Below are 22,369 nucleotides of genomic sequence, written 5' to 3' on the forward strand. Positions count from 1 at the left end.
AGCCCCGCCGCCGGATTCAACCGCGATCGCGCCGCCACCACTGCCTCGTGGGACAACACATCCGCCGATTGCAGACAGCTTTCCGCCCGCACCGATCCCGCCTCGGGCACCTTCAAGACCCAGCCGCCGAGGCCGTCGTTGACATGTAGCCGCAGCATCGCGTGCTGGTCCAGCAGGGCCTGCAGCACCACCACCACATCGGCCTCGGTCACACCAGGAGGTGCCTGCACCATCATGGTCTGGTTGAACTCGTCAACTGAGCCGTCGACGCTATTCAGCCACCGGATGATGGGAGTCGCGGAGAGGTCGCCGACACCCTCGTCGACCACATCGCCCGTGCCAACGGAGATGCGCGCGACCCTGGCCAGCCGAGCCACCGTCTGCTCGACGAAAACATCGCGGGGCCGACACAGCAGGCCGGCGGCCCGGGCCTGTGCCACCACCTGCATCGACAGAATGCTGTCGCCACCCAGGTCGAAGAACGAGTCGTCAACCCCGACCCGGTCGAGCCCCAACACCTGGGCGTAGATACCGGCCAGGACCTCCTCCACCGCGTCCGTCGGCGCCCGATAACGCTCGGTGTCGGTGTACTCCGCGATTGGCAGAGCGCGGGTATCGAGTTTGCCGTTGACCGTCAACGGCACCGCGTCGATGACCACCACCGCGGCCGGCACCATATAGCCCGGGAGTCGCTCGGCAAGTTCAGCGCGCAACTCAGCTGGATCCGCGGTCCCGGTGATATAGCCGATCAAACGCCTATCACCCGGCCGATCCTCACGGGCAATCACCACCGCCTCATCAACACCGTCGAGGGCCGCCAAAGCCGTCTGGATCTCCCCGAGTTCGATGCGATACCCACGAATCTTGACCTGCTCATCAACACGACCCAGATACCGCAACTGCCCATCCGGTCGCCAGCACACAAGATCCCCGGTCCGATACATGCGGGTTCCCGAGCCTCCGAAAGGACACGCGACAAACCGAGACCCAGTCAACCCCGCCCGGCCCAGATAGCCCACTCCCACACCACGACCGGCGACGTACAACTCGCCGACCACCCCGAGCGGCACCGGACGCAGCCACGCGTCCAGCACGAACAACGCCGCGGTCGATGCCGGCCTTCCGATCGGTGCCGTCCCCGGCCCAGGTTTCAGCGATGTGCTCATCGACGCATACACCGTAATCTCGGTCGGGCCATAGGCGTTGATCATCACCCGCCCCGGCGCCCACCGATACACCACCTCGGCCGGACACGCCTCACCGCCGAGCAACAGCGCCACCGACTCCAGCCCCTCCGGCGACAACGCTGTTACCGCCGAGGGGGTTTGGGTGAGCACGTTGACCTGTTCGGCGAGCAGCAAGGCGTGAAAGTCCCGCGGCGAGGCCACTACCGAGTCAGGCACCACCACCAGCCGTCCGCCGCCCAGTAGCGCGGCCCAGATCTCCCAAACCGAGAAGTCGAAAGCATACGAATGGCACTGCGTCCACACCTGCCTCGCCGGCAACTCCGGGGGTGATGACGCCGCCAAGTGGATCACGTTGCGGTGGGTCACCGCGACTCCCTTGGGCACACCGGTTGTACCCGAGGTGTAGATGAGATAGGCGAGGTCATCCGCGGATGGCGCCGGCAACCCGGTGCTGGGCCGGCCGTCGATGTCAGGATCCTGGATATCGACAATGGACAGGTGGCACCCGTCCAGCCGATAGGCCAGCCCCGCGGTGGTGATCGCGGCCATCGGTGCGGCGTCCTTCACCATGAACTCGATACGCGCTGTTGGCAGCGCGGGGTCGATCGCAAGGTAGGTCGCTCCGGTCTTGAGCACCGCCAGCATCGCGATGATGGCTTGTGCTGAGCGTTCCAACAGCAGGGCCACGCTCTGCCCCGGACCTGTCCCGCGATCAGATAGCAAGTGCGCCAACTGGTTGGATGCGCCATCAACCTCGCGATAGGTCCACGCCCGCTCACCACAGCTGATGGCCACGGCCTCTGGAGCGCGCACCACCTGTTCGGCGAACACCATTGGGATCGACTCCCGAGTCCCCGACTGGGTCAGTACCGCACGATTGCCGAACTCGTCCAGCCGGGCATACTCTTCGGCGTCGAGTACATCGATCGTCGACACCCGCTGTGCCGGATCAACGGCCATCGCTGCGAGTACCCGCCGCAACCGCTCGATCAGAGTGGCGACGGTTGCCGGGTCGAATACGTCGGTGCGGAACTCGACCGCCCCGACAATCCCGGCGGGCTCACCGGCGTCAGTGAGCTGCTCCGACAGCGAAAAACTCAGATCCACGCGAGCAGTGCGGGTGTCGATCGGGATCTGGGTAACCCGCAGGTCGCCCAACGCCAGCCCACCAGCCGGGTCACCGGTGTGTCCGGGAAGGTTCTGCCAAGCCAACATCACCTGCACCAAAGGGTGATGAGTCAGCGACCTGGATGGGTTGAGCCGATCGACGAGCACCTCAAAGGGCAAATCCTGGTGCTCAAAGGCAGCCAGGCTGCGCCGACGCACTTGGGCCAACAACTCGACGACGGTGGGATCGCCGCTCAGATCCGCCCGCAGCACCAACGTGTTGACGAAGAACCCCACCAACCCATTGAGCGCAGGATCAGTGCGGCCGGCGATCGGGAAGCCCACCGCCACATCCGATCTCGAGCTCAGCCTGGACAGCAACACCGCCAACGCGGCCTGAACCACCATGAAGCTCGTCACGTTGAACTTGGCGGCGAGTCCACGCACTTGCTGCTGCACCGTAACGGGCCAATCCACCGCCACTCTGGCGCCACGCTGATCGGCCTGCGGCGGATACGGCCGATCCGTCGGAAGCTCCAGTCGCTCGGGCATTCCCGCCAGCGCATCTCGCCAATAGGCCAACTGCCGAGCGATCACACTGTCGCCGTCGTCGAGATCGCCGAATCGCGCTCGCTGCCACAACGTGTAATCGGCGTACTGCACGGGTAATTCAGCCCAGTTCGGGGCCCGGCCCGCACACCGGGCGGCATACGCAATACTCAGATCCGACACCATCGGGGTGATCGACCAGCCGTCGGCGGCGATATGATGTACCACGCCCACCAACACGTGATCGTCGTCTGAGACACGATAAAGTGTTGCCCGCAATGGTATTTCGCGTGACAAGTCAAACGCGTGACGCGCTGCGGCATCGATCGCGGCCGTGAGGCGGGCCGACGGCCAGCCGTTGGCATCAACCACATCCCAACCCGCATCGGCCCTATCGGGCGACACCACCACCTGCTGGGGTATGCCCTCGGGTGCCGCGATCAGGGTACGCAGGCTCTCATGGCGACCGACCAGGTCCTGCAGCGCTGCTGCCAGCGCCTCGGTATCCAGGCTTCCGCACAAGCGCAACGCGGTTGCAATATTGTAGACCGGTGAAGGCCCCGTCAACTGGTCCAGGTACCACAACCGGTTCTGGGCGAAGGACAGTGGAAGCACCGCGGGCCGTTGGCCTGCGATCAACCGCTCACGCACATCCGTCCCTTCGACGATGCGAGGTGCCAGCTGGGCAATCGTGGGCGCGTCGAACAGGGTGCGCACCGTGAGGTCGGCGTCCAGGCCGGAGTTGATCGCGGCCGTCACCCGCATCGCCAGAATGCTGTCGCCGCCCAGGTCGAAGAACGAGTCGTCGACCCCAACCCGGTCGAGCCCCAGGACCTGGGCGTAGATGCCGGCCAGGATCTCCTCGACGGCGGTGGCTGGGGCGCGGTAGTGCTCGACGTCCGCGTACTCCGGTGCCGGTAGGGCGCGGATGTCGAGTTTCCCGTTGACGGTCAACGGCAGCCTGTCGATAGCCAAGACGGCGGCCGGCACCATGTACGCCGGCAAGCGCTCGGTCAGCTGCGTGCGCACTTCAGCGGTATCGACGGCGCCGGAATGGATTTCGGTGACATAGGCGACCAGGCGTTTACCGCCCGGGTGGTCTTCGCGGGCGATGACCACCGCCTGATCGACACCGTTCAGCCCGGCCAGTGCCGCGCGCACATCTCCGAGTTCGATGCGATACCCGCGAATCTTGACCTGTTCATCGGCGCGCCCGAGGTACTGCAGCTGCCCGTCAGCACCCCAGCGCACCAGGTCGCCGGTACGATACATGCGGGTTCCGGACGCCCCGAAGGGGCACGCGATGAACCGTGCCGCAGTCAAACTCGCCCGGCGGAGGTAACCGATGCCCACGCCGTGGCCGGCCACATACAACTCGCCGACCATCCCAGCCGGCACCGGGCGCAGCCAGCCGTCGAGCACGAACAACGCCGCACCGGGCACCGGCGCACCGATCGGCACCAACCCAGACCCTGGGGTCAGCGGTGCCGTGATCGCCACACACATCGTCGTTTCGGTGGGGCCGTAGGCGTTGACCATCACCCGACCGGGCGCCCAGCGGTCGACCACGTCGGCGGGGCACGCTTCTCCAACCACCACCAACGCCGCCGACTCCAAGCCCTGCGGAGACAGTGCGGCCACCGCCGAGGGGGTTTGGGTGAGCACATTGACCTGTTCGGCGATCAGCAGGGCGCGCAGATCCTCCGATGAGCCCGTGACCTCCTCGGGTACCACCACCACTCGCCCGCCTCGCAACAAGGCGCCGAAGATCTCCCACACCGATACGTCAAAGGCCAATGTGTGACACAACGGCCACACACCCGCGCCCGGCAGACCGGCGTCCAATGACCCCAGCAACTCGGTGACGTTGCTGTGGGTTATGGCAACACCTTTGGGCAACCCGGTGGTTCCCGAGGTATAGATGACGTACGCGGCACTATCGCCGTACGGCACCGGCAGGCCCGTGTTGGGCTGGGCATCGATAGCGGGGTCGTTGACATCGATTACCACGAATTCGCACCCGGCCAACCGGTCCGCGAGTCCCGCCGTGGTGACGGCCGCGACTGGACCGGCGTCGGCGATCATGAACTGCAGCCGGGGTGCCGGCACCGCACGATCGATCGGCAGGTACACGGCCCCGGTTTTGAGTACCGCCAAGATCGACACGACGGCCTCCGCCGACCGCTCCATGAGCACCGCCACCACATCGCCCGGGCCCACACCATGGCCGGCCAACAGATGCGCCAACCGGTTCGCAGCCTCGTCCAGTTCGCGATAGGTCATGGATCCGCCGCCGCTGGTCACCGCTGTCGCCTCGGGGCAGCGCGCGACGTGTTCGGCGAACAACGTCGGAATCGACCGCGGCAGTGGCGCGGGCTGGGTCAACGCCGCCCGATTACCGAATCGGTCGATCCGCGTGTGCTCATTGACGTCCAGCACATCCATCGATGACAGTCGCCGCCCCGGATCGGCGGCTGTCGCTGCCAGTACCCGCCGGTATCGATCGATCAGTACGTCGATACTGTCCGCGTCGAAGATGTCGGTGTCGAATTCGACGCGAAGGCTCAGCTCGGCGCCCGGCACCGCCTGCATTGTCAACGGGTAGTGGTTGGATTCGTGACTGGTGAAATCGGTGATGGCCAGCCCGCCGACACCCGTCAATGCGTCGGTGTCGATCGGGTAGTTCTCGAACACGAACAGGGTGTCGAACAGCTGGCCGTGACCGGTGACACGGTGGATCTCGCTGAGCGCGAGATGCTGATGTTCCAGGGTGCGGTTGTGGCGGTCGTGCAACTGGTCGAGCAACGCGGCGGTGGTGGTCTCCGGCGCGATGGTGGCGCGCACCGGCACCGTGTTGATCAACAGGCCGACAATGGATTCCGCACCGGCGACGTCGGTGGGCCGCCCGGAGACCGCGGTGCCGAAGACGACGTCATGGTTGCCGGTCAGCCACGTCAGCAGCTGCGCCCACGCACCCTGCAATACGGTGTTGACCGTGAAGTGACGCGCGCGCGCCAATTCGCCAACGGCCCGCGTAATCTCCTTGGTCATCTGATACGTGGCAACGCCGCGCGGCCCTGGTCGTACCCTGCCGGGCGGGCCGACCAGGGTAGGGGTGTCGAAGCCGGCCAACACCTCCTTCCACGCCGCCTGGGCGGCCTCGCGGTCGCGCTCGGCCAGCCAGCCGACCAAGCGGCGATAGGGCACGGCCGCGGGCAGCCGGTGACCGTGATAGCCGGCGAATACTTCCCCCAGCAGGATCGGCAGCGACCAGCCGTCGAGTACTAGGTGGTGACTGGTCAGCACGATCCGATGGTTGTCGTCGGCGCTGCGAACCAGAGCCACCCGGAAGGGCGACGGGTCGGCCAGGTCGCAGACCGCTGCACGCTCGGCAGCGCACAGCTTCTCAATCTGCTCACCGGCATCCCCACCGCTTCCGCTGAGGTCGATGTACCGCCACGAGGCCTCGGGATCGGCCGGGATGATCTGCACTGGCTCGTCGAACTGTTGGCAGAATCGGGCGGCCAGGTTGGGGTGGCGGCTGAGCACGGTGTGCATCGCATCGCGCAACCGGTCCGGGTCCAGCGGCCCGGTGACGGTGATGTCGAGTTGCATCGCATACACATCGTCATGGCTGCCCTGTGTGGCGTGGAAGAGCAGTCCCTGCTGCAGCGGGGTCAGTGGCAGGATGTCGGCGATCCGGAATTGCTGGTCGAGCTGGTCGATCTGGTGTTGGGTCAGCTGGGCCGGGGCGATATCGGAGGGGGTCAACCCGCCCCCGCCGTGTTCGACGTGAGCACAGATCCCGGCCAACGCCTCGAACCACAGCCGCCCCAGCCGGCTGATCTGGGTGGCATCGAGTGCCGAGGTGGCCCACAGCCAGTTGGCGTGCAACCGGGGGCCCGCGGCGGCGTCGATGACGCCGGCGTTGAGTTCCACGGTGTGCGCCAACGACATCGGTACCGCCGTGGCTGCGGCGACGGCCACCAGTCCGTCCTGGTCGACCCGCCACAGGTCATCGGCGAGTTCGCCGGTGCTGCCGCCGAGGCGGCCCAGGTAGTTGAATCCGATCACCGGGTCGGCACCGTCGAGATCGATGTCGGGGTTGAGGTAGCGCAGCAGACCGAAGGTCAAACCGTCAGGCAATGCGCGCAGTTGTTCCTTGGCGCTTTTGATGATGGGGCCCAGTGCCGCATCGCCGCTCATCACCTGTGCCCAACGCAACCCGTTGACCCCCAGCGCCACCGGATACTTGGTGGTGAACCAGCCCACGGTGCGCGAGAGGTCCACATCGGCGGCCAGGCTCTCGTCGCGGCCATGACTTTCGACATCGACGCTGATGGGCGTACCGGTGCCCGAGAACTCTGCGAACGCCAACCCGTAGGCGATCAACAAGATGTCCTGCACCCCGGCGTGGAATGCCGCGGGCACCGCACCGAGCAAGCGGCGGGTCGTCTCGACATCCAGTTCTGCTGACCACCGTCCCGCACTCGCATAGGTGTCTGTGTCGGCTCGAGGTGCCGGCAGAACGGCGGGTACCCGCAACACCTGCCGCCAGGCCTCGGCCTGCTCCGCAACCACAGGGCTGTGTGCATGCTTGCCCAACTCCGACGACCATCGCGCAAATGACGTCCCTTCCGCAGGCAACGCCACCGGCTGGCCGTTGCGATGCTGAGACCACGCGATGTTGATGTCTTCCAACAGGATCCGCCACGACACCCCATCAACGGCCAGATGATGAATTATCAACACCAACCGGCTGGTGTCACCGGCCCACAATGCAGTCAGCATCACCCCGGCGGCGGGGTTCAACCGCGACCGCGCCGCCACCAACGCCTCATCGGTCAGCGCGTCGACGGCGTGCACACACGCGTCGGCATCAACCGATCCGGGCTCGCGCACCATCAAAGACCATTCGGCGCCGTCGTCGCCCGCGCGCAGTCGCAGCATGGCGTGCCGATCCAACAATGCCTGTAGCACGACCATGACATCGGCGCGGGTGACGCCAGTGGCGGCTTGCACCACCATCGTTTGGTTGAGCTGCTCGACGGGTCCGTCCATGTCGTGCAGCCAGCGCATGATCGGGGTGGCCACCACCGGTCCGAGCCCATCATCGACCACCGCCGAATCTTCGCCGCCCGACACCTCGGCGACCCGGGCCAGTCGGGCCACGGTCTGCTCGACGAAGACGTCGCGCGGACGACATGTCAGGCCGGCGGCCCGGGCGCGGGCCACCACCTGCATCGACGAGATACTGTCCCCGCCCAGTTCGAAGAACGAGTCGTCGATCCCGACCCGCTCGACTCCCAGGACCTGGGCGTAGATGCCGGCCAGGATGTCTTCCACCGCGGAACTCGGCGCCCGGTAACGATCGCCGCCCTGGTATTCCGGTGCCGGTAGGGCGCGGGTGTCGAGCTTGCCGTTGACCGTCACGGGCAACGCGTCGATCACCACGACCGCGGCCGGCACCATGTACGGCGGCAACCGATCAGCCAGTGCCGCGCGGACAGCGGCCGGATCTGCGTTCCCGGTGATGTAGCCGACGAGGCGTTTGTCGCCGGGGCGATCCTCGCGAGCAATCGCTACCGCCTGATCGACGCCGTCCACATCGGCGAGCGCACTCTGGATCTCACCGAGCTCGATCCGATAGCCGCGGATCTTGACCTGATCATCGGCACGCCCCAAGTACTGCAACTGCCCATCCGGGCGCCAACACACCAGATCCCCGGTGCGATACATCCGCGCCCCGGGCGCCCCGAACGGACACGCCACAAACCGCGACGCAGTCAACCCCGCTCGGCGCCAATACCCGATGCCTACGCCGCGGCCTGCCAGATACAACTCACCGACCACCCCGGCAGGCACCGACCGCAACCACCCATCTAGCACGAAGAAAGCCGCCCCGGGTATGGGCGAGCCGATCGGCGGCGTACCCGGCCCCGACCTCAGAGGCGCGGTCTTGGATACCCACATAGTCGTCTCAGTCGGGCCGTAGACGTTGACCATCACCCGCCGGGGCGCCCACCGATCCACCAGTTCGGGCGGGCAGGGTTCAGCGCCGATCACCAGCGCCGCCGATCCCAAACCCTCGGGCGATAACCCTCGCACCGCCGACGGGGTCTGGGTCAGCACGCTGACCTGTTCGCGTACCAATAAGGCGTGGAAGTCCTCCGGTGACCGGGCTGTCGCGTCGGGGACCACCACCAGCCGCCCGCCAAACAACAACGCGCCCCAGATCTCCCACACCGAGAAGTCGAACGCATAGGAATGGAATTGCGTCCATACCTGTCCCGGCGACAGCGCGAAGCCCACATCCAATGCCTCGAAAAGTTGAACCACGTTGTAGTGGGTGACTGCCACGCCCTTGGGCACGCCGGTGGTCCCCGACGTGTAGATGATGTGGGCGATGTCGTCGGCTGCGGGTTTCGGCAATGCTGTGCTCGGTTGGCCGTCGAGACGGGGGTCGTTCACATCCACAATCGGCAGCTCGCATCCGTCCAGCCGGCGGGCCAGCCCAGCGGTGGTGAGGGCGGCGACCGGCGCGGAATCGGCGATCATGAATTTGATCCGAGCGGGCGGGTGCGCGGGGTCGATCGGCAGGTAGGCCGCCCCGGTCTTGAGCACTGCCAGGATTGCGACGATGGCCTCTGCGCACCTGGTGAACAGCAGCGCCACACACTGTCCCGGACCCGCACCATGGTCGGCGAGCTTGTGCGCCAACCGATTGGACGCGTCATCGAGTTCCCGGTATGTCCACGAACGCTCACCACAGTTGATCCCCACCGCATCTGGAGCGCGTACCACCTGTTCCGCGAACACCACCGGAATTGACAGCGGAGCCGCGGGGCGAGTCAACACCGCGCGGTTACCCATCTGATCCAGCAGCGCATGTTCACCGGCATCGAGCAAATCCATCGATGACAGGCGCGCATCCGGGTCCGCGATCATGGCAGTCAATACCCGCTGGAGCCGCTCGACCAGGGCGCGCACACTGGCTTCGTCGAACACGTCGCTGCGGAACTCCACGTTCCCGACGATGCCGGCCGGCTCACCGGCCTCGCTCCAGCGTTCGGCCAACGAGAACGCCAGATCCACACGGGCGGTGCGGGTATCGATCGGTATCTGAGCGACCTGCAGATCGCCCAACACCAACGCAGCGGGGTCATTGTTGTCGTACTCAACGAAGTTCTGCCAGCCCAACAACACCTGAACCAGTGGGTGGTGGGTCAGACTTCGGGTGGGGTTGAGTCGGTCGACGAGCACTTCGAAGGGCACGTCTTGGTGCTCGTAGGCGGCGAGGCTTCGCCGGCGTACCTGGGCCAGCACCTCGGCGACGGTGGGATCACCGGCCAGGTCCACCCGCAATACCAGCATGTTGACGAAGAACCCGACCAGTTGATCGAGTGCCCGGTCGCTGCGCCCGGCGATGGGAAATCCCACCGCCACATCAGCGCTGGCGCTGGTTTTGGCCAGCAGCACCGCCAGGGCGGCCTGGACCACCATGAAGCTGGTCGCGTTGTATTCGCGGGCGGTCTTGCGGACTTGTTGCTGCAACTCGGCCGGCCAGTCCACGGCGACACTGCCACCGCGCTGATCGGCCACCGGGGGATAGGGCCGGTCGGTGGGCAGCTGCAGGCGTTCGGGCAGCCCGGCCAGGGCGGTTTGCCAGTAGGCCAGCTGCGCGGCGATCGGGCTGTTGCTGTCGTCGAGATCGCCGAACCGTGCTCGCTGCCACAACGTGTAATCCACGTACTGCACGGGCAATGGAGCCCAGTCAGGTGCCTGTCGCGCACATCGGGCGGCATAGGCCGCATTCAGATCAGCCACCAGTGGAGTGATCGACCAACCATCGGCAGCGATATGGTGCACCGCGGCCACTAAAACGTGCTCGTCATCGCTGACGCGCAAAAGTGTCGCCCTGAGCGGGATTTCGGTCGCCAAATCAAACGCATGGTGCGCGGCGGTGTCGATCGTCTCACCCAGCCGGCTCGCCGACGATCCCGTGGTGTCGAGGACCTGCCAGCCGAAGTCGACCTGATCGGCGGGAACGACCAGCTGCTGCGGTATCCCTTCCACCGCCGGGAATATCGTGCGCAGGCTCTCGTGGCGGCTTACCACGTCAGCCATGGCCGCCCCGAGCGCGTCGGGATCAAGGTGCCCGCTCAGTCGCAGCGCCACCGCCATGTTGTAGACCGGTGAGGGGCCCTGTAATTGGTCGAGGAACCACAACCGGCGTTGTGCGAACGACAGCGGAATCACCGCAGGCCGCGCACCGGCGACCAACGGTTGTCGCCCCCCACCCTCCCCGCCGATGTGGCGCGCTAGTTGAGCCACCGTCGGCGCGTCGAACAGTGCGCGCACCGAAAGGTCGGCGTCCAGATCGGTGTTGATCGTGGCGACCACTCGCATCGCCGACATGCTGTCGCCGCCCAGGTCGAAGAAGGAGTCGTCGACCCCGACCCGGTCCAGTCCGAGAACCCGGGCATAGATGCCCGACAGGACCTCTTCGACCGCGTTGGTGGGAGCGCGGTAACGATCGGTGTCGGTGTATTCGGGTGCCGGCAGGGCCCGGGTGTCGAGCTTGCCGTTGACCGTCAACGGCGCCGCATCGATCACCACCACCGCCGCCGGCACCATATAGGCCGGCAACCGCTGGGCCAGCTGCATCCGCACCACAGCGGGATCAACTGCGCCGGGTCGGGTTTCGGTGACATATCCGACCAAACGCTTGTCGCCGGGACGATCCTGGCGAGCAATCACCACCGCCTGACCAACCCCGTCGACGGCCGCCAGCGCGGTACGGATCTCCCCGAGCTCGATCCGATACCCACGGATCTTGACCTGCTCGTCGGCGCGCCCCAGATACAGCAGCTGCCCGTCGGCACCCCAGCGCACCAGATCCCCGGTGCGATACATCCGCGCCCCCGGCGCCCCGAACGGACACGCCACAAACCGCGACGCGGTGAGCCCGGCGCGGCCGAGATATCCGGCACCGACACCGCTGCCGGCTACATAGAGTTCACCGACCACTCCGGCCGACACCGGCCGCAGCCACCCGTCGAGGACAAACAGCGCCGCCCCCGGCACCGGAAAACCGATCGGCACCACCCCCGATCCCGCCGTCAACGGCGCGCTGATCGTGGCGTACACCGCCGTTTCGGTCGGGCCGTAGCCATTGATCATCACCCGCCCCGGCGCCCACCGATCCATCACCTCGGCCGGACACGCCTCACCGCCCACCACCAGCGCCACCGACTCCAACCCCTGCGGCGACAACGCCGTCACCGCCGACGGAGTCTGACTCAACACACTGACGTGTTCAGCCACCAGCAAGGAGTGAAAGTCCTCCGGCGAGCCCGCCACCGACTCCGGCACCACCACCAGCCGCCCACCATGCAGCAACGCCCCCCAGATCTCCCACACCGAAAAGTCGAACGCATACGAATGACACTGCGTCCACACCTGTCCCGGAGCCGGCTTCACACCGACATCAAGCCCGTCAAAAAGCCGGGTCACGTTGTGATGGGTGACCGCCACACCCTTGGGCACACCGGTCGTACCCGAGGTGTACATGACATGGGCAAGATCATCGGCAGACGGTGCCGGAAGCGGCGTGCACGGGCAATCCTTCACAGCACAGTCATCGACGTCGATGACGGTCAGATCCCCGCCGTCCAATCGCGATCGCAGCGCTGCGGTGGTGACCGCAACGACCGGCCCCGCATCGGCAACCATGAATCCGATCCGCGCATCGGGCACCGCCGGGTCAATCGGCAGATACGCCGCCCCCGTCTTGAGCACCGCCACAATCGCCACGATCGCCTCGAGGCACCGCGCAAACATCAGCGCTACACACTGACCCGCACCCGCCCCATGATCAGACAGCAGATGCGCCAACCGATTCGACGCCTCATCAAGCTCCCGATACGTCAGCGAGCGGCCCTCGAAAGTCACCGCCACCGCCTCGGGCGTACGCGCCGCCTGCACGCCAAACACCACCGGAACCGACACCGCAGCGGAAGCCGGCCGGGACAACACCGCCCGATTACCCAACCCATCCAGCTGGGCGTGCTCCCCATCATCGAGCAAATCGATCGACAACAACCGCCGCGTCGGATTGGCAGTCATTGCTCCCAACACGCGCCGCAACTGTCCCGCCAAAACGGAGACGTCCAGATTCGGAAACGGCTGGCCGGGTCCCGCCGTGCTGAGATAGAGGTCCTCACCAACTCCGGAGAAGAACATCCCGAAGCCACGCACCTGTCCAGAATTGGTGTATGACGCCGATGCGGGGACACCCCCGAAGTCCAGAGTGAATATCGACGGAATGAAATTGACGCACACCCTGTCGGGTATCTGACCCTGGCCACGACCGTGCGCCTGACGCTCTAGCGATTGCACCGGAAACCGTTGGTGCTGCAGGGCTTCTCGCACCCTCGCGTGGACGTGTGCACAGAATTCGGCGACCGTCAACTCCGGCGACACCGTCAAGATCAGCGGCACCACACCGGAAACCATCCCGGGGGCGGTCTTCGATTCGTGGCTTACGCGCCGGCTGACGGGGAAGTCGAGTACGACCTCTGACCCCTCAGCGCAACAACCCCGCACCAGGAGCGCGCACGCCGCGCTGATGATCGACGTGTGAGGCATTTCCCACAGTTGGGCCAACGCTTGAACTCTGCGAAGCACTACACGGTCCAACAGAACGGGTGTCGACGGTCGATACGGATCGCGCTCGCCCGTGGCCTCCGGGAACTGATTCTGGCTTTCCTTTTCCGACGGCAGGTTCGTAGTCCAGTAGCTTTGATCCTCCAGGTATTCGGGCGACGTCTCGTAAGCCAGTTCTGTGCTCACCAGATCCTGCAACGATCCGAACATCGCAGGAGGGATGGGTCTGCCAGAAACAACGGCGGAGTAGACGGCAGCGATCCGATGGCCAACCAGCGCAAGGCCGAATCCGTCGACGATGATGTGATGACAGCAGGTGAACCAGTAGAACTCGTAAGGCCGCGTCCGAAACAGCGCGAACTTGAACAGCGGTCCGCTGAACGCCATCGGTGTGCGTTGTATTGATGACGCTATCTCGTAAGCTTCCTCCACGGGATCATGCGAACTGCTCAGGTCGTGAAACGTAAGCTCAACATGCTCGTAGTCGATTGCCCGCTGGACGACCTGGCCGTACTCTTGGAAGAAACCAGCCCTGACCGGTTCGGCTTCTCGTATCACTCGACGGATCGCCCACTCAAGGGGATCACGTTGTACTGGACCTTCGATTCTCACAAACAGACCGAGTTGCCAGCCTGTGCCATAACAACCCGTTTCGTGTGCAAGCCAAACATCCAGCTGTGCACGCGTCAGCGGCAGCGTCCGTCCATCAAGCGCCATCGGACCGGCTCTCGGTAGCCTCAGCAGGCGCCAACTTCTCGCACAGAAGCACCGCCAGATCGCGAATGGTAACGGTGGCGATGTCGGTGGACGCGATCCGTATTCCCGTTTCGGCTTCGATGCGGGTACGCAGTTCGAGGGCACCCAGTGAGTCCAAGCCGTAACCGGAGAGCGGCCGGTCGGGATCGACACTGCGGCGCAGAATCAGATTGGTCTGATCCGAGATCAGTCGGCGCAGTCGCGCCGGCCGCTCGTCCGGGGGTAGCTCGTCGAGCTCGGCACGCAGTTCGCTTGTGGCCGAGACATTTTCACCGGAGGAGCGGAAGGCGGCGGCGAAGGGGCTGTGCTCGGCGAACCTTGTCAACCACGGTGTGCCCGTGATCGGTGCATAGCCGGTGTAGACGCGGTCGTGGCGTAGCAGCGCTTCGAAGGCATAGGCACCCTCCTCGGGTGCGATGGCGACGCCCGCACTTTCTGCCACCGCGGCGGCCCGCCCGACTTGCGCCCAAGCACCCCAGGCGATCGCGGTAGCGGGGAGGCCCTGGACCCGCCGCCAGTGGGTGAACGCGTCCAGCCAGCTGTTCGCCGCGGCGTAGGCGCCCTGTCCGGGTGAGCCCACCAACGCGGCCGCCGACGAGAACGAGCAGAACCAATCCAACGGCTGGTCGGCGGTAGCCGTATGCAGATTCCATGCGCCGAAGACTTTCGGTGCCCAGTCACGTTCGACCAGCTCATCATTGATGGTGGTCAGTGTCGCGTCCTCGACCACCGCCGCCGCGTGCAGCACTCCGCGGACAGGAAATCCGGTCGCGGTCGCAGTGGCCACCAGCCGTTGCGCGGTCAGGTCTTGGGCTATGTCACCGCACTCCACTACGACATCGGCGCCGGCCGCGCGCATGCGCTCGATAGCCTCCAGCGCCTTCACCGACGGCTGTGACCGAGACGACAGCACGATGCGCCCGCAGCCGGCTGTTGCCATCCTCTCGGCCAAGAATAGACCCAGGCCGCCCAGTCCGCCCGTAATGAGGTAGGCGCCGTCGCGGTGGAAGACCGGGACCTGCGCCGGCGGCACCGGCACTCGACTTCGGCCGGTACGCGGAATGTCGAGCACGAGTTTGCCCGTGTGCTGCGCGGCACTCATCATTCGAATGGCGTTGGCGGCTTCAGCGAGCGGGAAGCGCGTGATCTCGGGTAGCGACAGCACGCCGTCTGCGGTGAGGCGATACACGGTGTTCACCAAGTCTCGGAACCGGTTCGGATCCCCGTATGACAGCAATCCCAGGTCGACGGCGTAGAACGACAGGTTGCGCCGGAATGGAAAGAGTCCCAACCGTGTGTCACCGTAAATGTCGCGCTTGCCTATCTCGATGAATCGTCCACCGAGCGCCAGCAATTCGAGGCCTGCGCGCTGTGCGGCCCCGGTGACCGAGTTGAGCACCACGTCCACGCCGTACCCGTCGGTGTCACGGCGTATCGCATCGGCAAACTCCAGGCTTCGCGAGTCGTACACATGCCTGATGCCCTTGTCGCGTAACAGTTGTCGACGCTGTTCGCTGCCCGCCGTTGCGAAGATCTCGGCTCCGGCGGCGCGGCCGATGGCGACGGCCGCCTGCCCCACCCCCCCGGTTGCGGAATGGATCAACACCTTGTCGCCAGTGGCGATGCGGGCGAGTTCCTGGAGGCCGTACCAGGCAGTGGCGTGTGCCGTGGTCACCGCTGCCGTTTGCTCGTCGGTGAGGCCGGCAGGCAACGTGACGGTGCGGCGTGCGTCGCAGGTGATGAAGGTGCCCCAACAGCCGTCGGCGCACACACCGCCCACACGATCACCCACCTTGTGTTCGGTTACGTCCGGCCCGACCGCAGTCACGACCCCGGCGAAGTCGGTGCCCAGTTGCGGCAGCCGCCCCTCGAACGCCGGGTACCGGCCGAACGCGACGAGCACGTCGGCGAAATTGATGCTTGACGCGCCGACCGCGACCTCAATTTGTCCCCGTTCCGGCGGGACCCGTTCGCAGGCAACGAGTTCCATCGTCTCGAGGTCACCGGGTGTGCGGATCTGCAGTCGCATCCCGTCGCACTCTTGGCTGACGATGGCAATTTTCCGATCCTCGGGGCGCAGCGGAGTCGGGGACAACCGCGCGACATACCACGCGCCGTTTCGCCAGGCCGTCTCGTCCTCCTCTGAACCGCCGAGCAGCTGCTGCGCCAGCTGCCCGGCATCGGTGGCTTCATCCACATCGATCTGGGTGGCGCGCAATTGCGGGTGCTCGGTGCCGATCACCCGCATCAAACCCCGCAGTCCGGCCTGCTCCAGATTGGCCACATCACCGGCGACTATGGTCTGAGCGTTGGTTGTCGCGACGTACAGGCGTGGGAGTTCGCCTGGAATCTCCGGCAATTCGCGGGTGATACGCACCAGATGCTGCACGTTCTCGAGGCCCAGCAGCGGGGACCGATCATCGGCGTCGCCGGTTGTAACTCCGGTGAGGATCACCACGCCGACGAATCCACCCGCGCGCAGATGACTTCTGAACTGTTGCGAGTTCGACGTATGGTCGGCGGTCGGGGGCCAGTACATGGCGACACACTGCGCGCCATTGCTTTTCAGGGCGTCGGTCAACGAGTCGGCCACCAGGTCGTTCGCGGTGGTGCTGATCAGCAGCCAGGTTCCGGCATCGGCGCGCTCCACCTCGGGCAACTCGCGTTGCTGCCACTCAATGGTCAGCAACCGCTTGGCCAGCACCCGATCGTTGTTGCCCTCCTCGGATGCCCCGGTGCCCAATCGCAGCCCCCGCACGGTGAGCAGGACTACCCCGTGCTCGTCGAGGACGTCGAGGTCCGACTCGACCCCGGAACGGTCGGCTTTCGCCACGCGTGTGTAGCAATAGCGGGCGCCGCGGACATCACCGTAGGCGCGAAGTCGCCGAATACCCAACGGGAATGCCAGCACATCCTCGCCAAGGGCATGGACGTCCGGATGAGCGGCCACGGACTGGAAACACGCGTCCAGCAACGCCGGGTGCACGCCGTATGCATCTTGTTGCGAGCGGATTTCGCGCGGTAGCGCGACTTCCACCAGCACCGTGTCGGTTGCCTGCTCGCCGGTGTAGGCCGCCTCGAGACCGGTGAAGGCCGGTCCGTACTGAACACCACGCTGGTCAAGGCGGATGCGCACCTCCATGCCGTCCATGCGACTCGGATGTTCGGCGAGCAGCGCGGATATATCGTGGGCGGGGGGCTGCTCGTCTTCCGCGGCACCGAGGACGGCGGTGGCGTGGCGCGCTAGTTCGCCCCCTTGGTTGGTCTCCACGGTGAAGTCGACGACACCCGGTGACGACAACGCCGCCGACGCGCGGACGGCGGTCTGGTCATCGAGCAGCAGCGCCTGCTCGAATCGGATATCACAGACCTCGGAAGCGTCGCCCAAAACGGCAATTGCCGCCGCAAGCGCCATTTCGCAGTAAGCCGCCCCCGGAAGCACAGCCACATTGCGCACCCGGTGATCGCCCAACCATAGCTGGGCGCCGGTGCCGACCTCGGCCTGCCAGACATGGCGCTCCGGTTCTTCGTGTAAGCGCACATGCTCGCCGAGCAGCGGATGTACTGAAACGGTGCGACCGCCGTGTGTTGGGGATTGCTGATCACCGCGGCTCCACAACAGCTGACGGTGAGTCCACGTCGGCAGCGGCGCATCCACCAGTCGTCCGTTCGGGTAGAGCACGGAGAAGTCGACCGCGGCCCCCGCATTGTGCAGATCCCCGACAAAGCCGAGCAGTCCGTATGGCAGAGCCTGTTCGCGGCGCATGGGCGAAAGTGCGGCCAGCGGCATGTCGAGACTGCGGGCGGTCTGTTCGACCGCGTGCGTCAGCAACGGGTGCGGCGAGAGCTCCGCGACGACCCGGTAGCCCTCCTCCAACGCGGCCTGCATTGCCGGGGCGAACCGCACCATCTGGCGTAGATTCTGCACCCAATACGCGGCATCACACCTCGGCTGCTCTCGCGGGTCGTACTGCGTCGCCGAGAAGAACGGAACCTCCGGTGTCGTCGGACGCAACTCTGCGAGAACGTCGCTGAGTTCGTCGAGAATCGGATCGACCTGGGGCGAGTGTGAGGCGACGTCGACCGCGATCTCGCGGGCCATCACGTCACGCTGCTCCCATGCCGCGACCAGGTCGCGGACCGTTTGGGTGGCGCCGCCGATCACCGTGGACTGCGGCGAGGCCACCACAGCCACCACCGCGTCGTCGACACCGCGACTCATAAGCTCTGAAAGCACTTGCTTGGCAGGCAGTTCCACCGATGCCATGGCGCCGGCGCCCGCGATGCGGGACATCAGTAGTGAGCGTCGGCAGATGACGCGCACGCCGTCTTCCAGCGAAAGGGCTCCGGTGACGACGGCGGCCGCGACCTCGCCCAGGGAATGCCCGATGACCGCGCCCGGCCGCACGCCATAGGAACGGATAGCAGCGGCCAGCGCGACCTGCATGGTGAACAGGGTGGGCTGCACGCGGTCAATACCGGTCACCGTCTGCGGCCCGGTCATCGCCTCGGTCACCGAGAAGCCGGCCTCGCGGGCGATCAGAGGCTCTGCCTCCGCGACGGCGGCGGCGAACGCCGGTTCGGTCGCCAGCAGCTCAGCACCCATCTGAGCCCATTGCGAACCCTGTCCAGAGAACACCAACACCGGTCCGCGGTCGTTCTGCCCGACCACGGGATCATACGGCGTATCGCCGTCGGCGACCTCGCGCAACGCCTTGTCGAGTTCCGGCCGGCTGCTCGCGATGACGGCGGTGCGTACCGGGCGGTGCACGCGCCGACGCGCCAGGGTGTAGGCCAAGTCCAGCAACGCGACGTCTTTATGTGCCGCCACCCAGTCGGCCAGCCGGCCGGCGGTGCGGCGCAGCTCGTCGGCCGACGTGGACGACAGCGGGAACAGCAGGGGTGCCGTCGTTGACTCTGCGATGTCCTCTTCGGCGAAGACTTCGGAAGCCTGGGGTGCCGGCGCAGCTTCCACGATGGCGTGGACGTTGGTCCCCGAGAGCCCATACGACGAGACAGCTGCACGGCGGGCCTCATCGCCGGTGGTGGGCCATGGTGTGATTTCCTGTGGGACAAAGAGTTTGGTTTCTATTTCGGCCATCTCATCGCGCAGTCGCGTGAAGTGCAGGTTCTGGGGAACCGCACCGTGCTGCAGGGCCAGGATCGCCTTCATGAGGCCTAGCGTTCCGGCGGCCGACTGGGCATGCCCGAGATTGGTTTTCACCGTGCCCAGCGCGCAGGGGCCCTCGATGCCATAGACGTTGGCCAGGCTGGCGTATTCGATCGGGTCACCGACCTGGGTGCCGGGGCCGTGTGCCTCGACCATCCCGACGCTGCGGGCATCGACACCCGCTGCGGCCAACGCCGCCCGATACACCGCCGTTTGGGCTGTCACTGACGGCGTGGCGATGTTCACGGTGTGGCCGTCCGCGTTGGCGGCGGTGCCGCGAATCACGGCCAGAATCCGATCGCGGTCGCGCAGCGCATCGGGCAATCGCTTGAGTAACACCACGACGCAGCCTTCGGAGGACACAAAGCCGTCTGCCGCAACGTCGAACGCGTGGCATCGTCCGGTGGGGGACAGCATGCCCTCCGCCGAGCCCGCGACATACTTCCGCGGATCCAGGATCACGGAGGCGCCGCCCGCCAGCGCGAGATCGCTCTCGCGCTCGATCAGGCTGCGACAGGCGATGTGCACCGCGGAGAGACCAGACGAACACGCGGTGTCGACGGTCAGTGCAGGACCGTGGACCCCAAGGACGTAGGCGATCCTCCCGGACGCCAAGCTGAAGCTGTTGCCGGTGAAGCCATACGGCGCCTCCACCGCATGCGCATCGGCGGCCAACAATTGGTAGTCGCCGTGCGTCAAGCCCACGAAAACCCCGGTCAGCGAGTCTGCTAACGCTTCGCGGGTCAACCCGGCGTGTTCCATCGCTTCCCAGGAGGTCTCAAGCAACAGGCGGTGCTGCGGGTCCATCGCGGTGGCCTCGCGCTCGGTGATCCCGAAGAACTCGGGATCGAAGCCGGCGACGTCATCGAGGAACCCACCCCACTTGGACACCGACCGACCCGGCACTCCAGGCTGGGGGTCGTAGTACTCGTCGCCGTCCCACCGGTCGGGCGGAATCTCGGTGATGAGGTCGTCGCCGCGCAGCAGCGCCTCCCACAACCGCTCGGGAGAGTCGATGCCCCCGGGAAGCCGACAGGCCATGCCCAGAACGGCAATGGGAGTGGCACCTGCGTTACCCACGGCCGTTCAGCCTTTTTTCAACTGGTGGTTGCAGCAAGCGCCAGCGGTTTTTATTTGTTCGTGCGGAAGAGGCTGCCACTCCGCACCGGATGGGCAGGTTTCCTGCGCATTCCTTTTACCTAGTCGTCGTATCGGAAGTGCCCGGTGATCAAGCTCCATCCGACCGCCCCCCAATCCAGCCGGTATATTCGTCGTCACGCCGGGTTGCTTATTGACAATCCGGCGCATTTCGCGAGAGCGAAGTCAGTTATCAGTCCCCGCGAGATGCCAGCCTCTCGCGCAGACTTCGGGGCCGGATATCACTCCAGTTCTGTTCGATGTAGTCCAGGCACGCAGCACGGTCGGCTTCGCCGTAGACCACCCGCCATCCGGCGGGGACTTCGGCAAAGATTGGCCAGAGGCTGTGCTGCTCCTCGTCGTTGATCAAGACGAGGAAGCCGGCGTTGTCGTCATCGAACGGATTGGTGCTCATCGGGCCCCCAAAACATTCCCAAAACATCAGTTGACAAGAGCGAACGCTACTGGAGGCCGACGCCCTCGGTCCGAGGTTTTCGCAAATTGCCGTCACCGTCAGAAGCTGGGGTGGGTCACAGGCTGAAGGCGAGTCGACCAAGAGGATCTCGCGGCCGAGTCGACACCTCACTGTGAGGCACACCTGGACGGCGACATCTACCTCTCCCCGCCAGGGCTCGGTGTCATCCTCGGCGCCCGGGTGCTCGGTGAGTTCGGGGACGACCCGAACCGCTACACCACCGCCAAGTCTCGCGAGAACCACGCCGGAACACCACCATTGACCGTCCCGTCGGGCAAGGAACACCCCGTGCCGGCCCGCCACGTCCGCAACCGCCGCCTCTACGACGCGATCGACCAATGGGCATCCCGCGCACTGACACAAGTCTCGGCGCCCGCGCCTTCTATGACCAGCACCGCGCCGCCGGAGACCGGCACCGCCAGGCACTACGCGCCCTGGGCAACCGCCTCGTCGGCATCCTGCACGGCTGCCTTCGCTACCGGACCGCCTACAGCGAACACACAGCCTGGGCCCACCGCCAACGAAACTCCCCCATCAAGGCTGCACGACAACTGGCAGTCCTGGGATGTCTGGAATCGGACGGACTCGATCCGCGGGACGTGGATACAGGAGCCCGTTATCGCGGAATTGACCTACCGGTTTCGGTGGCCCTCGTGCGAGGAATCAGCTATTCGGTACGTGCCATCGGCAGAGCGGTCACAGCAGTAACCGCCTCTGTGGCAACGACACTGTGCTCGTTCTGCGTTCGCGACTCCGCGGCCAACCCACGTCGAAACGATCCCTGGCGAGGCCGCCGACGATAGCATCGCTGCTGTGCCTCGATCGTTCGACTTCTCGGTCGAATCCTCGGCTAGCGTCGAAGAACTCCATTCGGCGTTCTCCGAGCGGGACTACTGGCTGGCACGGCTGGCGGCCTTCGGAGGCACCAGCGGGCTAGAGTCGGTGACCACCGACGGCGAGGGCTCTGTGACTGTGATCGTCGTCCAGGACCTGCGCCGCGAAGTTCTGCCCGGGCTGCTCGCAAAGCTTTACCCCCGGGAATGGCGAGTGGTGCAAGAAGAAACCTGGAGCCCGATCGGCGAAGGCGTGGTGTTCGGGGAGCTCAGCTTCGTGACACATGGAGCACCGGGCTCCGGGTTCGGCACCGCAAAGCTGATACCGACACCGACAGGGTCGCGCCTGGAATGCTCCGCAACCGTGGAGTTCAAAGTCCCGTTGGTTGGCGGCAAGATCGAGGGCTTGATCGGCGGCCAACTGGTCGAGCAGATTTCCGTAGTGCAGGACTTCACCACGAAATGGATCGCCGAACACGCCTGACAC

The 22,369-nt window shown here is 65.7% G+C and carries 4 protein-coding genes and 1 pseudogene (1 of these 5 only partly in view); 2 read left to right on the forward strand and 3 right to left on the reverse strand.

Annotated elements, in window-relative coordinates; translation table 11 throughout:
* From G6N45_RS13625 to G6N45_RS13635, 3 genes are all read right to left on the reverse strand, one after another.
* Positions 1–14,228: the 5' portion of a non-ribosomal peptide synthetase gene (locus G6N45_RS13625; protein ID WP_163722802.1), read on the reverse strand. 2,359 nt of this gene lie to the left of the window's left edge; only the first 14,228 of its 16,587 coding nucleotides appear in the window; its start codon is at positions 14,226–14,228; its stop codon lies off the left edge, out of view.
* The gene (gene pks2 / locus G6N45_RS13630) at positions 14,218–20,517 is read right to left on the reverse strand and encodes a sulfolipid-1 biosynthesis phthioceranic/hydroxyphthioceranic acid synthase (RefSeq protein ID WP_163722803.1); all 6,300 of its coding nucleotides are present in this window, start codon (positions 20,515–20,517) and stop codon (positions 14,218–14,220) included. The genes G6N45_RS13625 and pks2 overlap by 11 nt, the downstream gene beginning before the upstream one ends.
* A 250-nt stretch (positions 20,518–20,767) precedes the next feature.
* Complete coding sequence (locus tag G6N45_RS13635) at positions 20,768–20,989, reverse strand: MbtH family protein (protein WP_163722804.1); 222 nt, start codon at positions 20,987–20,989, stop codon at positions 20,768–20,770.
* A gap of 144 nt (positions 20,990–21,133) precedes the next feature.
* On the opposite strand from G6N45_RS13635, the pseudogene G6N45_RS13640 reads away from it, so the two are divergent.
* Together G6N45_RS13640 and G6N45_RS13645 are read left to right on the forward strand one after the other, a co-directional pair.
* Positions 21,134–21,594: pseudogene (locus tag G6N45_RS13640) on the forward strand (transposase); the annotation flags it as partial.
* Between the two features lie 268 nt (positions 21,595–21,862).
* Positions 21,863–22,366 carry a DUF2505 domain-containing protein gene (locus tag G6N45_RS13645; RefSeq protein WP_163722805.1) on the forward strand — a complete coding sequence of 168 codons (504 nt, stop codon included), beginning with the start codon at positions 21,863–21,865 and terminating at the stop codon, positions 22,364–22,366.
* Positions 22,367–22,369 lie beyond the last annotated feature (3 nt).

This window comes from Mycolicibacterium psychrotolerans (genome assembly GCF_010729305.1).
In the GTDB taxonomy this organism is placed as follows: domain Bacteria; phylum Actinomycetota; class Actinomycetes; order Mycobacteriales; family Mycobacteriaceae; genus Mycobacterium; species Mycobacterium psychrotolerans.

What these genes read in the sequence shown, in the direction of transcription:
- G6N45_RS13635 (WP_163722804.1), bottom strand. Translation starts at nt 20,989, where the DNA reads ATGAGCACCAATCCGTTCGATGACGACAACGCCGGCTTCCTCGTCTTG.